Source organism: Rhodococcus sp. JG-3, from assembly GCF_000482405.1.
Lineage (GTDB): Bacteria > Actinomycetota > Actinomycetes > Mycobacteriales > Mycobacteriaceae > Rhodococcoides > Rhodococcoides fascians.
Window position 1 is genome coordinate 1,677,550 of sequence record NZ_KI519398.1, and the last position, 13,579, is coordinate 1,691,128.

A 13,579-nucleotide genomic window follows, 5' to 3' on the forward strand; every position below is an offset into this window, starting at 1 on the left:
AATCGGACCGGTTCACGCAGTGTGTACATCCGCGGTCGACGTGCCGGTCGCACACTCTGGACACCCGGCACCGGACTCGGACGAGCCCGATGCCCCGGTTACGGACTTCCTCAGCGACGAACCGACGGACTCGAGGGCCGAATCGATATCGGTGAAAATCGGAATCGCAGCATCGAGTCCGACCAGATGCATCGGCCGCCCCGTGGTCGGCCCGGATGCGACCACCACCAACGAGGTTGAGCAGCATGCCTTTCGGCGAGCTGCGAGAAGCACGCTCATGCCGACGGAGGCCAGGAAGGACACCCCCGACAGATCGACGATCACGGCTGCCGGCTCTGCCGTGACCGCTTGTTCGATGTGGTGGGCGAGATCGGACGCGGTCGCGAGATCCACTTCTCCGTTGACCCGCAGAACAATTGCGTTGTCATGGTGTTCGCTGGCGATGCCGAGCCCGAGCAACTCGTTGTGTTTCATAGGGGGTCGCCGTCCTTACCCTGTGCAGTGGCATGTCCGTCGAACAGCGCACTGCGGCGTAACCGAGACCGGCAAGGATTGCAGAACCGAGGCGAACCCGGTGCGAGCGGCGCTGTCGACTGCGGGCAGGGGCTACACCACGCTGTCCGAATCATACCCACTGTTCGTTTCTTCGTGCAGGCCGGTTCGAGAGTTCGAATGTTCGGCAACCGACTCGATCATCGCCGACGCAATCTCGCTGACCTTGATGTTTCTGTTCTGCGACTGCTCGGACAGCAGGGCGAACGCGTCGTCGGCGGAGATTCCGCGCATCGCCATGATGATTCCTTTCGCCTGGTCGATGTCAGCTCTCGTTTTCATCGCTGTCCGCAGGCCGGTGATTTCTCGTTCGGCCGACCGGGCGCGCTCGGTGATCGCGATGACGGTCTCGATCGAGGTGGCGAGCAGGGCCACCGAGACCTCGTCGAGTGGGTCGAAGCCGCCGGCACTCGTCCCGTAGATGTTCAGCGACCCGTGGCGGTGCTCGTCGGGCGTCAGCGGGGCCGACAAATAGCTGTGGACGCCCAGATCGGCCACTGCGGCAGCGAAGCGAGGCCAGCGAGCTACTGCCTCGTGCGCCTGTGCGCGAACCATACGTCCGCTGCGGATGGCGTGCAGGCAGGGACCTTGACCAGCGCGATACTGGTCGGAATCGATGTCGTGCACAGCGGGGTCGGTGGACGCCACGGTTCGCGGTCGGCCGGTGTCGTCGAGCATGGTGATGCCGACGAGATCCGCGTCGGGAACCACGGCTGCGACCTCGGAGCACACGGCTTGAAGAATGGCATCGACGTCGGCACCGGTCAGTATCTTCCCCTTGATTCGGCGCAACGCTTGGATGTATTGCCCAATCCGGGCGAACGCCGAACCCGAGGCGTCCGGTGCGTCGTGAAGACGGTCGTCTTCGATGGAAAAGTCACTCATCTGGTGGGCTCGTTTCGGTCGGGCCCCCGCATGGACAGAAGGCAGCCACTCGTCAACTCCCGGCCCCGACTCGACCGAACGGGGTCATAATATACAGAGCCTCGCGGGTGCATTCGCACCTGTCCCGAGCCCACGCCAACGGCCCCGCCGAACGCAGGGGTGGTCGCGTCCAGGCCCGAGTCGAGGTATCCTACACAGTGATTGGGTGGAGACCACGCCCGCAGAATCGACTGCGGTACGAACCACGATCTTCCCCTGCCACAGTCTTCGATCTGTGGAGGTCAATGCCCATGATTCCCGAATCCTCGTCGTTTTCGATGTCCGTCGACCGCGGAGACGACGGCCCCATCGTCGTCTCGGTGCAGGGCGCACTCGAGATCCCGGCAATACCCGCCTGTTGGCAGACTGCCTGGCGGGGTCCGTGCTCGCCGACCGACCGGTGGTGGTCGACCTGGTCGGTGTCACCGAGATCGGTGATGCCGCAACCAAGTACATCGTCGACGCAGCCCATCGGCTGTTGTGCCGTGGGTATCGCCTCACCGTCGTCCTGGCCACCTCCGCTGCCGACCGTAATGTGCGACGGCTCAGCGAACGTGTGCACGTCGAGCGTGCCGGCTCGCTCGGTCGGGTCGTCGGCGCGTCGACGACGCCTTCGCGACCTCGAGTCGCCGCAGTGGACGCACTGCAGGGGACTTACCTGTAGGTCGATCGAACCGCGGCCCTCGTGCGGACGGTGCTGCGGAAAGCCCTGTGTACCGGGATGTTCCGCCGGTGTCCGTCGTCGAGGCGTGGAGAAGTCGCCGTCCCGACCTGTGTATCGAGTTCTAAACCCTTGCAGTGCACAGTGTTTGCTGGGAATTTCGGCGGGTAGCCGGATCGAGTCACCTGCTCGAACTTCGACCCGAACTGGAGTCCCTATGTTCCGACACACCGACTACCTACAATTCGATGCCAAGCCCGAGAAGCCGGATCCTGTGTACGCACACAAGCTTCAGGAGCTCATCGGTGGTGCATTCGGCGAGATGACCGTGACCATGCAGTATCTGTTCCAAGGCTGGAACTGTCGCATGGAGGGCAAGTACAAGGACCTGATCATGGACATCGCGACCGAAGAAATGGGTCACGTGGAGATGCTGGCCACCATGGTCGCTCGTCTGCTCGAAGGTGCACCGGCCACCGAGTCGACCAAAGCCGCCGCTACCGATCCCGTGGTAGCGGCAGTGATGGGCGGCATGGACCCGCAGCAGGCGATCGTGTCCGGCGGCGGTGCGCTCCCGGCGGATTCCAACGGCTACCCGTGGAACGGTCGGTACATCATCGCCAGTGGCAACCTGCTCGCAGATTTTCGTGCGAACGTTGCCGCCGAGGCGCAAGGGCGGCTGCAGACCGCGCGTCTGTACAACATGACCGACGACCCGGGCGTCAAGGCCATGCTGCAGTTCAATTTCGCTCGCGATACGCACCATCAGAATCTGTGGCTCGCTGCCATCGAAGAGCTGCAAGCCGACGGACTCGAGGACGTCGTAGCGCCGAGTGCACTTCTCGACGAGGAGGCATCCGAGCACGCAACCGATCTGTGGCACCTCTCGGACGGTGAGTTCTCCTCGACCGGTGGCTGGGCGAATCGGCTTGCGCCCGACGGCAAACGGCAGATGGGGTTCCTCGCCGATCCGCAGCCTCTGGGCGGCAAGGCATCCGCGCCTGCACCCGATCCGAAGTTGTACGCGACGTACGACGGGGCCAAGGGGGATCCCGCGTCGGCCGCACTGGGTACCGAGAAGGGCGTCATGGGGAAGATCAAGGACGCCCTGGATCCCGACGAGAAGTAGGCCCGAACTCCCTGTGCCGCACAGCAGTTGCGACGCGAACATCGCGTCGCAACTGCTGCGGTCAGCTGACTACGTCCCGCAGAACGTTCGGAACCCTGCGCTGAAGTCGACGGGCGCGGGTCCGGCGTACTGCGACAGCTCGTCCCGACCGTCGAACGGATTCGTCACGACCGACAACACGCGGTCGAAGGGCGCGAGGTCGCCCTCGGTCGCTGCTGCCAGCGCCGCGTCGACCATGTGGTTGCGAGGAATGTACGCGGGGTTCACTCGGTCCATGGCGTCCGCGACGGACCGGAGGTCGTGGCCCCGCTCGAGCACCGCTGCGCTCCATCGTTCGAGCCACGGTGCAGCTGCCTCGTGCGGTACGAGTGACGCAAAATCTACGTCGTTGCCCCGCAGATTTTCCGCCAACGCGCGGAAGGTCAGGGTCCAGTCGGCACGATGATCCCGCAGAAGCACGTGCAGTTCGTCGAGGAGACTGCCGTCCGGTTCGATCGCATCGAGGCCGAGCTTGGCGGCCATCAGGTTCTTGTAGTGCTGTCGGTAGCGATCACCGTAGGAGTCCAACACCGTCGTCAGCGCGCTGATGGCGCGGTCCGGAACCGAATCGACCAGCGGCAGTAGTGTTTCGCCGAATCGTGCCAGGTTCCAACCCAGGACGGCGGGTTGGTTGCCGTACGCGTAGCGGCCGCCGTGATCGATCGAGCTGAAGACCGTTGCAGGATCGTAGGCGTCGATGAACGCGCACGGCCCGTAGTCGATCGTCTCACCGGAGATCGTCGTGTTGTCGGTGTTCATGACGCCGTGCACGAAGCCGACGGACATCCACTGCGCCACCAACTGCGCTTGCTTGTCGACGACGGCCTCGAAGAATGCGAGGTATCGACTCTCCGAGCCCTCTGCCGGGAGTTCGGCAAGCTCGGGATAATGACGCGCGATGGCGTAGTCGGCCAGGCTGTGTGCGAGGCCCTCGCGGCGGGCCGCGAACTCGAAGGTACCTACGCGCAGGTGGCTCGAGGCAACCCGAGCCAGCACTGCGCCGGGCTGCGGACCTGCCTCTCGAACCACCTGCTCACCCGTCGTGACGACGGCCAACGACCGAGTGGTCGGGATGTGCAGAGCGTGCATGGCCTCGCTGATCAGGTACTCGCGCAGCATCGCACTCACCACCGCGCGCCCGTCTCCGCCGCGGGAGAACGGCGTGGCACCGGAGCCCTTGAGATGCAGATCGACTCGTCGGCCGTGTTCGTCGTGCAGCTCGCCCACAAGTAGTGCTCGACCGTCGCCCAGCAACGGCACGAATCCGCCGAACTGATGACCGGCGTACGCCATCGCCGAGGGGGTCGAATCGGCCGGTGCGAGAGCCCCGGACAACACGCCTGCGCCCTGCTCGGAGCGCAGCATCGACGGGTCGAGCCCCAGTGACCTGGCGAGGTTCTCGTTGAGGATCAGCACCCGCGGATCCGGTGCAGGTGCGCCCTGCCACGGCACCGTGAAGCCGGGAACGTCGTCCGCCAACGTCGACTCCAGTCCCCATGACGATGGGACCGATGAAGGCGGGTTGTCGGACGCAGCTACCGGTCCCGTCGCGAATTCACTCATACTCCAGGGGTACCACGAGATCGGGTAATCACACCGATCTGCGTGGAATCACGACTCGGCACCTGCCCCGCGTCCACTCAGTCCGTCTGAGCCTGTGGCTGGTTCTGTGTGATGCAGTGAATTCCGCCCCCGCGGGCGAAGAGTGGCCGAGCGTCGACGGTGACGACGGTGCGGCCCGGGTATGCCGCCGACAGAATGGCAGCAGCCTCTTCGTCCGCGGGATCGCCGTAGCTGCAGGCGATCACACCGTCGTTGACGACGTAGTGGTTGATGTAGCTGTAATCGACGAAGCCCTCCTCGTCGCGGAGAATCTCCGGTGCCGGGACTTTCACGATGGTCCACTTCTCACCGCGTGCGTCCGTGCTGTTCTCGAAGATCTCGAACACGGCCTTGCTGATGTCGTGATCGGGGTGTTCGGGATTGCGTTGGTCGTGCACCAGAACGACGCCGGGCGAGGGGATGGCAGCGACGATGTCGACGTGGCCTCGGGTTCCGAACTCGTCCGCGTCACGGGTGAGTCCACGAGGAAGCCAGATCACCGTGGTGGCGCCGATCGTGCGGGCAAGTTCGGCCTCGACATCGGCCTTCGACAGCGTGGGATTGCGACCGGGATCGAGTTGTACCGTCTCGGTGACGAGAACCGTTCCCAGTCCGTCCACCTGAATACCGCCGCCCTCGTTGACGATCGGTGAATCGATCATCTCGGCACCGGACTTCTCGACGACGAGCGCGCCGATCTTCGAGTCCTTGTCCCAGCGCGCCCAGTCCTGCGCGCCCCAGCCGTTGAACACCCAGTCGACGCCGCCGACACGGCCGTCCTCGGACAGCACGAACGTGGGCCCGATGTCGCGCATCCAGGCGTCGTTCAACGGCGCCTCGAGGATGTCGATGGGGAAAGCGCTCTCGGAGGTCAGATACGTGCGTGCGACGGCGCTTTCGGCGGGGTCGACGACGACGGTGACCGGCTCGAATCGAGCGACCGCCTGCGCGACCTCGGCCCACGTGGTGCGAGCCTCGTGGTGCTCCTCGGGCGTGTCACCGAGCGAATACCCCTCGCACGGATAGGCCATCCAGGTCCGTTCGTGCCGAACACCTTCGGCCGGCATCGTCCACGTCATCACTGCCTCCCGAGCGTCGAGGCCGCAGCAGCGGGCGAGTTGTGTTCTGTGACAGTGCGCATGTGTGTCCTCGGTGCTAGGTGTGGGTCTGCGGTGTGCGATCGAATATCGGGTGTCAGGAAACGATTCTCGAGACGATGTCCGCGGCGGTGCGGTGACCCATGCGGATTGCGCCGTCGACGTGTTGGTAGCCCTCCGCGGCGATGTCGGAGCAGGAGAAGTGAATCGGGCCGACGGGAGTGCGGCTGTCCTTGCCGTAGCGGTGCAGACCCCCCAGATCGAAGCTGGCCGCGTACGCACCACGGGTCCATTCTTCCGAACCCCAGTCCGACTCGTAGTAGACGACCGGCTCGGTTGCCTTGGGCCCCAGGTAATGTGCGATCGATTCGAGGATCGTCGCGCGGCGCTCCTGCTCGTCGAGCTCGAACATCGCGTCGGCCTTGGCGTCGGACACGAAGCCGACCAGTGTTCCGCGGCTGTCCTGATGGTTGGTGTTGTCGTACACCTCCTGCACGATCTCGGAGGCACCGAAGCCGGTCCCCGACAGCCCGTCCTCGCGCCAGAACGGGGCGTCGTAGACGGCATGGACCTTGATCACCAGTCCGAGGGACTGATGCTGGTGCATCTGATGCTGGCGACGCGGGAGTGGCGGGTCGTAGGAGATACGCGAGTACAGGTTCGGCGGAACGGCGAGAACGACCCGCTTGGCGTGTACCTCGATGTCGCCGTCGGCGAATACTGTTGCGCCGTCGGAGTTCCACCGCACCGTTCGCACCGGCGCGGCGAGGATGACGTCGTCGCCGAGGGCGGCCGCCATCCGGATCGACACCTGCTGCATGCCACCGACGACGCGCTTGTCGAGGATGAAGTTCTCGTCCACCAAGTGCGAGAACGATCCCGCCGATGCGGCCATCAAGACTGCTTGCAGTGCCGAGAACGCGTGCGCAGGTTTGGTGAGCATGCCACCGGCGATGAACATGCCGATGTTTCCTCGTGCCTCGGCATCGTCGGACTCACGAATCAGCCACTGCTCGAACGAGATCGTGTCCAGTTCACGCGCCAGCGGGTGCGCCCACGGCTCCTCGGGGCCGACCTGGGCGGCCAAGTCGTCGAGCAGTGCGACGAGTCGGTCCATCTCTTTCTCGGTGGTCTCGTCGACGGGGAACGAGTCACCCGAGTAACGGGTCCGCTCGCCCGCGGCGGAGATGTACACGGACTCGCCCTCGCGGTATCGGTCGAACGTCTCGAGGCCGAGCTCACCGATCAGCGCGATGAGAGATTCCTGATCGGGTGAGACCCACTGACCGCCGATTTCGAGGCTCGCACCGTCGATGGTGTTCGTCCAGGTACGTCCTCCGACGCGGTCGCGCGCTTCCAGCACGGCGACGGACAATCCTGCTTTGCGGAGCTCGGTTGCTGCGGCCAGGCCGGAAGGGCCGGCCCCGACGATAGCGACGTCACGGTCGAGGGTGGGCACTGTCGAGCTCCTTTGTTCGCGGTCGATCGGCCCGAGCCGATAGCATCTCGATTCTGTCCGGAATCCACCCGATCCGCACACGACGAAGTGGCCAATCGAGCGCATTCACGCGCACCGTTTCGGACAACAGGCTGGTGCGATCGACGGTAAAAGTCAGTGCGCGAGCGGTGTGATCGCCTCGAGCACGTCGGCGAGGTGATCGTGCATTGCCTTCCGGGCGCGAACCGGATCACGTTCTGCAATAGCGTGATAGATGCTGCGGTGGGCATCGACGGAGCGTTGCATCCGCTGCTCGGTCTGAAAACTTGCCTGCCTCGACGGTGCCATCCACTCGTTGGTCTCGGTCACGAGCCTGGTGAGCATGGAGTTGTGGGCAAGGCCGGCGATCGCGAGATGGAACTGCACGTCGCAGAGTTGCATGACCTGCAGAGACGGCGGCCGATTTCCGAGCTCTCGCTCGGACGTTTCGAGTGGAGTGCGTAAGGCATGCAACTCGGACGTGCGGTGGCGGACGGCGGCACGCTCGGCAATGGGGGGTTCGACGACCGTGCGTAGATCCATCACCTCGCGAACGGTGCGTTGGTCACTGCTCATGCTTCCGAAGATGCTTCCTTCGGCCAGAGCGCGCATCTCCAGTGGTGCGACGATGCGGCCGGCTCGGGGTTTACGCGTCAGATAGCCCCGCAATTCGAGGTCCTGAAGTGCATGGCGGATCGAGATTCGCGACGCTCCGAGCATCGTCACCAGGGCGCGTTCGCTGGGTAATTTCGATCCCGCCTCGACGCGACCGCTGTCGATCAGCTGCGCGATCCTGGCGCTGAGCAGCTCGGGGACCGACGCCGCTTCGACGTCGATTTCGGACCACGCTGTCATGGAAAGCCCCGTCCCCGCAGGTTACGAACTGGTCCTACCAAAATACCAGATTCACTCTGTTTCCCCAGTAAAGATCCGTTGACGTGTAAATATCCCACTCTTCACCTTGACGGTCTGGTCCTACCAGTTTTAGATCAACACATCGTGACAACGGTCACTCATTCTCCTGAACCATTGATTCCCATGGACCCCAGAGGTGGACCAGCATGACAACGGACGGAACACTCCACAAGCCGAACGCGAGCGGAGATCACGGCTCGATCGGCTCGACGTTCCGTGATCAGCCGCGTGGGCTCGTGACGCTGGCCGGCACGGAGTTGTGGGAGCGATTCAGCTTCTACGGCCTACAGGTGATCCTCGCGTATTACCTGTACTACTCGCTCGTCGACGGCGGGCTCGGACTCGACGTCGGAGTGGCAGTCGGTATCGCCGGATCCTACGGCGGCGCAGTCTATATCGCGCAGATGGTCGGAGCGTGGGTCGCGGACCGGCTCGTCGCGCCGCGAACAGTTGTTCTCTACTCCGCCATCTCCATCATCCTCGGCCACGTGGTGCTCGCTCTGGTCACGACGACTGTGGGTATGGGCGCAGGACTGTTGTTGATCGTCATCGGCACCGGCGGACTCAAGGTCAACGTCACCGCGATGGTCGGGATGCTCTATGCGAACGATGATCCCAAACGCGACTCGGGATACTCGCTGTACTACATGGGTATATCGCTCGGTGCATTCCTCGGCCCGCTGCTCACCGGTGCCCTGCAGAGCTCGGCCGGTTTCCACATCGCCTTCGGCGCGGCGGCAGTGGGCATGCTGATCGGCCTGGCCCAGTACGTGGTCGGGTACAAGCATCTGCCCGAGGCCACGCGAACGGTACCCAATCCGCTGCCACGCTCGCGTCGGGCCGCGGCCGCAGCTCTCGCCGGATCGGTCACCCTGGTCATCGTTGCCGCGGCCGTCAGCGGCCTCCTGAATCTCGACAATCTGGGAACCGTGCTGACCGCGATCATCGTGATCGCCAGCATCGCCTACTTCGCAATGCTGTTGTCCTCGAGGAAAGTCGACGCTACCGAGCATCGACGAGTGCTCGCCTACATTCCGGTGTTCCTCAGTAGCTTGCTGTTCTGGACGTTGCTGTTCCAGTTGTTCACCACCCTGGCGGTGTACATGGACACCCGCGTCGATCTGACGGTCGGCTCGTTGACGATCCCTGCGGCAACCGTGATCACGTTGGAAGGTCTCTTCGCCACTGTCATCGCTCCGATCTATGCCGTCGTCTGGACGCGGATGGGCAGCCGGCAGCCCAGTCCCGGAACGAAAATCGTCGTGGGAATCGGCCTGCTGGCGGTGGCGATGGCGATGTTCGCGGCAATGGCGGGCACATCAGGGGCGACGAATTCCGTTGTGCTGGTTCTCGTTGCGATGTTGCTGTTCGGTGCCGGCGAGATAGCCGTCGTACCGTCCGTCCTGTCGGCCACGGCGCAGCTCGCACCCGCATCGCACAAGGCCGGCATGACCTCGCTGTACTTCCTCACGATGGCAGGAGGATCGACGCTGGCCGGCATGCTCGCTCAGAAATACTCTGCAACAACCGAACTGACGTTCTTCGGTGCGACGGCGGCGGCGTCGATCGTCGCCGCGGCGGTGCTGTACGGTGCCTATCGCACGCTCATCGCACGAGCGCTCTGACGTGACACTTCCATGACGTGACACTGCTCCAACGCAACACTTTCGGACGAACCCAGAACATGCCCCGACCGATCCTGCTCTCGGATCGGCCGCACTCGAGGAGATATTCATGCCCGAACAGTCGCAACCGGCACCCGGCGTGGCAATCGCCGCGCCGCACACCGCGGCCGTCGACGCTGCCCGCACGATCGTCGAAGCCGGTGGTAACGCCGTCGATGCAGCGGTCGCTGCAGCTGCGGCCCTCACCGTGGTCTACCCGCACATGTGCAGTGTGGGCGGTGACGTCATCGCGTTGCTGCGCAGGAGCGACGGCAGCACCGCCTGTATCAACGCATCGGGAGCATACGGTTCGGCCGCATCCGTGGATCAGCTGTTCGAGACGATCGAGACGATGCCGATCAACGGTCCGCTGACGGTGTCCGTTCCGGGTGCAGTGTCCGGGTGGGCGGCTCTGCTCGACGCCGGTGGCTCGCTGCCGTTACGCAACGTACTGGCACCAGCAATTTCGCTTGCCACAGAGGGGTTTCCGGCCAGCCCCGGACTCGTCGAGATGATCGAGCTCGACCGTGACGCACTGATCACCGATCCAGGCTTGCGCGCGAAGTTCTTCGTCGATGGTCAGCCGATCCCCGTCGGGCACCTCGTCGTGCAGCCCGAGTTGGCCCGAACCCTGACGGACCTGGCGACCGATGGCCTCGATTCGTTCTATCGCGGGCACACCGCCGACCGATTCGCCGCCGGACTGAAGAAACTCGACGTGCCGGTATCGAGAGAGGATCTCGAACGTCATCGTCCGATCGTCGAAGAACCTCTGGTGCGCGAATTCGACGGATTCTCGGTGGCCACGGCACCACCGAATTCGCAGGGCTACACACTGATTCGATCTCTCGGTGCCGCCTTGTCCGGGAGCGCGTCTGCGGGCGATGTCGACGCCGGGGTATTGGCCGAGATCTTCTACGACTCCGACGAGCATCGTGATACCTACCTTGCCGACCCACGCTGTGCCACTGTGGATATCCACGATCAGCTGACCCCGGCCGGCTTCGCGGCAATTCACGAGGCGGCGGCAGCCCGGGTGGCAGGAGACGAACGCCAGACCTCGACGGCGTCTCCGCGTCCGGGCGGTGACACCGTCGGAATCGCCGTCGTAGCGAAGGACGGCACCGCAGTGTCGTTGATACAGTCCGTCTTTCATTCCTTCGGAGCGCAGATCCTCGAGCCCGACACCGGGCTCGTGCTGCACAACCGTGCTGCGTTCTTCACGCTCGATGCCGCGTCGCCCAATCGCGTCGAGTCCGGAAAGCGGCCCGCGCACACACTTGTTCCGGTGATCGTGGACTGGGCGGACGGTGCGGTGTCCGCGCACTCGACCATGGGAGGCAAAGCGCAGTCGCAGATTCACACCCAATTGATTCTGCGGGCGCTGCGTGGATTCGACCCACAGCAGACCGTCTCCGCGCCTCGATTCATCGTCGGCGGATTGGAAGCCGGAACACCCAACGGTTCGGTACTGGTCGAGCCGACATTGGAGGACTCCGCCGTCGAACAGATCTCGCAGACGGTGTTCACCGTCAAGCATGGCACCGAATTGGACAGTAACGCAGGTCATTCCATGGTGGCCAGGGTTTCAGCCGACGGAACGCTCGGTGCCGGCGCGGACCCACGTAGTGACGGCGGCGTGTGGGTGACCGCATGAGTCTCGACGAAACGACGGTGGCTGGAGACGGGCCGGCACCGACGACCATGAGGCACCGTGTCGGCGAGGCCGTGAACGGTCACCTCCGATTGTGGTCGATGATGGTGCTGACGATGGTGACCGGCATGCTCGATGCCGTCGGCTACCTCGGACTCGACCGCATCTTCACCGGAAACATGACCGGCAACATCGTCATCCTCGGTATGGGGGTGGCAGGTGAGGACGGACTGCCGATCGTCGGCCCGCTGGTAGCGCTGTTCGCCTTCGTGCTCGGTGCCGCGCTGGCCGGGGTGACGCTTCGCTCGGCTGCGCCGGGATGGAACATCCGGGTCACCGCGATCTTCGCAGTGGGAACGCTGGCACTTCTCGCAGCAGGCGTCACGCTGCTGGTGGTCGACGTGCAAGGCAACTCGCCGCTGGGTATCGCGATCGCCAGTGTCATCGCAGTCGACATGGGGGCTCAGGCGCTCGCTGCGCGCTTCCTCGCGGTCAAGGACATGACGACCGTCGTCGTCACGTCGACCATCACCTCGCTCGCCGGCGAGTCTTTCGTCGGCCAGGGCCCCGGTCGGCTGTTCAACCGGCGGCTCTGGGCGATCCTGGTGCTGTTCGTCGGTGCCGTCATCGGGGCGCTGCTACTTCGGGTGGATATCGCGATACCCGTGTTGCTCGGTGCGGCTCTGACCGCAGCGGTCGCGACGCTCGGTCATCGGTCCTGGGACGGAGCCGCGGGCTGAGCCGCACCGGCGTCGTCGGTGCGGGACCGTTCCGCACTGTGCTGGCGTCGGAGCATCTCTCGGTGGCCGTACGTAGCGTTGAGGATGTCGCTGCGATCGGACACCGACGAGCCCACTGCTCCGGCGACCGTGCCCAACGACGCCGCCAACCAGGCCAGTGACAGGTAGTCCGCCGTGTTTGCTTCTCGCCCGATCTGAGCGGTGAGAAACTCGGGCGAGATCACCACGGCAGCAGAGAGCAACACGACCGCGAACAGAACGGCATACATACACAGCACGCCGACCACGACGGTGCCGAGAGTGGCAGAGTTGTATATCCAGCGATCGGTGGTCGAGGAGCGGAACCGTCGGTGCTCCCAGAGGCCGTGCGGAAAGATCAGCCACACCGTGATGGCCACGATGGCGGCGACGCCGATCAGTGTGAGCCGGGCAGGTGTCATCGAGGCCGCCATCTGCCAGATGCTCGCGTAGAACACACCGAACGCCGACGCGGCGCTCGCGGCCGCGAGCACGCTCGACAGTGCGGGGACGAGACGCCACGGCCGATTGCAGCGAATCATGCCCATGATCATGCGTGTTCGGCCGAACATGCCGGGAGTGAGCAGGATTCGCTCGCCGCCACCGTCGGGGTCGGGGCCCGGAGCCCACTTGGACATCGACCGTCGCAGGTGTGGCCGCGAGGCAGTATCGCTGCGGAGGAGATCGTGCACGATGGCGATGGCCACCGCCACAGCGCGACGCCGTACTCCTATGGTGCCGAACGACGGTACGTACAACGCACCGGTCGAACCGTCACGCAATTCGGCGACGACGGGACTGGCCCCGACGCGTCGCGGAACCTCGGAGATACAGAGCACCAAGTCGAATGTGTTGGTGGCCTGAATGGCCTCCAGCCACTGACCCAACGGCGCAGAACCTGCCTCGGTGGGAGGCAATGTGACTGCGGGCCGGGCCGTGTCCAGTCGGGCATCGGTTCCGTCGATCGTGATGGTGGGCGGAAGTTCCTGTTCGATGGCGGCCGCTATCGTCGACGCGAATCCCTCGTCGGCCACCAACCCGATCGTGATCGTTCGTTGTCCTTCGCTTTCGGCCCCCGAGCCGTTGTCTGTCTTGTCGAAAACCATC

General features: G+C 64.4%; 12 protein-coding genes. 5 read left to right on the forward strand and 7 right to left on the reverse strand.

The features are described from left to right. Window positions 1-12 precede the first annotated feature (12 nt). Both K414_RS26545 and K414_RS26550 read right to left on the reverse strand, forming a co-directional pair. Window positions 13-474 (reverse strand): STAS domain-containing protein, encoded by a 462-nt coding sequence (locus K414_RS26545; RefSeq protein ID WP_051365035.1) that lies wholly within the window; start codon window positions 472-474, stop codon window positions 13-15. Between the two features lie 132 nt (window positions 475-606). Continuing rightward, complete coding sequence (locus K414_RS26550; RefSeq protein WP_051365036.1) at window positions 607-1,437, reverse strand: GAF and ANTAR domain-containing protein; 831 nt, start codon at window positions 1,435-1,437, stop codon at window positions 607-609. Between the two features lie 421 nt (window positions 1,438-1,858). Here K414_RS26550 and K414_RS29100 point away from each other — a divergent pair, with 421 nt between their 5' ends. Next, window positions 1,859-2,140, forward strand: a complete 282-nt coding sequence (locus tag K414_RS29100; RefSeq protein WP_161631793.1) for a hypothetical protein — start codon at window positions 1,859-1,861, stop codon at window positions 2,138-2,140. Between the two features lie 214 nt (window positions 2,141-2,354). After that, a complete protein-coding gene (locus K414_RS0109400) occupies window positions 2,355-3,266 on the forward strand; it encodes a manganese catalase family protein (RefSeq protein WP_027495711.1) in 912 nt (303 codons plus the stop codon). Between the two features lie 69 nt (window positions 3,267-3,335). On the opposite strand, the gene K414_RS0109405 is transcribed toward K414_RS0109400, so the two are convergent. The 4 genes from K414_RS0109405 to K414_RS0109420 form a co-directional block, all read right to left on the reverse strand. Continuing rightward, complete coding sequence (locus K414_RS0109405) at window positions 3,336-4,868, reverse strand: YdiU family protein (protein ID WP_027495712.1); 1,533 nt, start codon at window positions 4,866-4,868, stop codon at window positions 3,336-3,338. 77 nt (window positions 4,869-4,945) lie between these two features. Continuing rightward, window positions 4,946-5,986 (reverse strand): agmatine deiminase family protein, encoded by a 1,041-nt coding sequence (locus K414_RS0109410; RefSeq protein ID WP_027495713.1) that lies wholly within the window; start codon window positions 5,984-5,986, stop codon window positions 4,946-4,948. A 115-nt stretch (window positions 5,987-6,101) separates the two neighbouring features. Beyond that, on the reverse strand, window positions 6,102-7,463 hold the full coding sequence (locus K414_RS0109415) for an NAD(P)/FAD-dependent oxidoreductase (protein ID WP_027495714.1): 1,362 nt from the start codon (window positions 7,461-7,463) through the stop codon (window positions 6,102-6,104). Window positions 7,464-7,616: 153 nt separating this feature from the next. Then, a complete protein-coding gene (locus K414_RS0109420; RefSeq protein ID WP_027495715.1) occupies window positions 7,617-8,336 on the reverse strand; it encodes an FCD domain-containing protein in 720 nt (239 codons plus the stop codon). 206 nt (window positions 8,337-8,542) lie between these two features. Between K414_RS0109420 and K414_RS0109425 the strand changes: the two genes are divergently transcribed. From K414_RS0109425 to K414_RS0109435, 3 genes are all read left to right on the forward strand, one after another. Continuing rightward, complete coding sequence (locus K414_RS0109425) at window positions 8,543-10,021, forward strand: oligopeptide:H+ symporter (RefSeq protein ID WP_051365037.1); 1,479 nt, start codon at window positions 8,543-8,545, stop codon at window positions 10,019-10,021. A 109-nt stretch (window positions 10,022-10,130) separates the two neighbouring features. Beyond that, window positions 10,131-11,717 (forward strand): gamma-glutamyltransferase, encoded by a 1,587-nt coding sequence (locus tag K414_RS0109430; RefSeq protein ID WP_027495717.1) that lies wholly within the window; start codon window positions 10,131-10,133, stop codon window positions 11,715-11,717. Then, window positions 11,714-12,454 carry a YoaK family protein gene (locus K414_RS0109435; protein WP_237606159.1) on the forward strand — a complete coding sequence of 247 codons (741 nt, stop codon included), beginning with the start codon at window positions 11,714-11,716 and terminating at the stop codon, window positions 12,452-12,454. The genes K414_RS0109430 and K414_RS0109435 overlap by 4 nt, the downstream gene beginning before the upstream one ends. Here K414_RS0109435 and K414_RS26555 read toward each other — a convergent pair. Then, the gene (locus K414_RS26555; protein WP_081701691.1) at window positions 12,424-13,578 is read right to left on the reverse strand and encodes a hypothetical protein; all 1,155 of its coding nucleotides are present in this window, start codon (window positions 13,576-13,578) and stop codon (window positions 12,424-12,426) included. The two genes, K414_RS0109435 and K414_RS26555, sit on opposite strands and share 31 nt — an antisense overlap. Window position 13,579 lies beyond the last annotated feature (1 nt).

Excerpts from the sequence above, each read along its gene's own strand:
- K414_RS0109405 (WP_027495712.1), bottom strand. The coding sequence starts at position 4,868 with ATGAGTGAATTCGCGACGGGACCGGTAGCTGCGTCCGACAACCCGCCT.
- K414_RS0109425 (WP_051365037.1), top strand. The coding sequence starts at position 8,543 with ATGACAACGGACGGAACACTCCACAAGCCGAACGCGAGCGGAGATCAC.
- K414_RS26555 (WP_081701691.1), bottom strand. The coding sequence starts at position 13,578 with ATGGTTTTCGACAAGACAGACAACGGCTCGGGGGCCGAAAGCGAAGGA.
- K414_RS0109410 (WP_027495713.1), bottom strand. The coding sequence starts at position 5,986 with ATGACGTGGACGATGCCGGCCGAAGGTGTTCGGCACGAACGGACCTGG.
- K414_RS26550 (WP_051365036.1), bottom strand. The coding sequence starts at position 1,437 with ATGAGTGACTTTTCCATCGAAGACGACCGTCTTCACGACGCACCGGAC.
- K414_RS0109420 (WP_027495715.1), bottom strand. The coding sequence starts at position 8,336 with ATGACAGCGTGGTCCGAAATCGACGTCGAAGCGGCGTCGGTCCCCGAG.
- K414_RS0109435 (WP_237606159.1), top strand. The coding sequence starts at position 11,714 with ATGAGTCTCGACGAAACGACGGTGGCTGGAGACGGGCCGGCACCGACG.
- K414_RS0109430 (WP_027495717.1), top strand. The coding sequence starts at position 10,131 with ATGCCCGAACAGTCGCAACCGGCACCCGGCGTGGCAATCGCCGCGCCG.
- K414_RS26545 (WP_051365035.1), bottom strand. The coding sequence starts at position 474 with ATGAAACACAACGAGTTGCTCGGGCTCGGCATCGCCAGCGAACACCAT.
- K414_RS0109400 (WP_027495711.1), top strand. The coding sequence starts at position 2,355 with ATGTTCCGACACACCGACTACCTACAATTCGATGCCAAGCCCGAGAAG.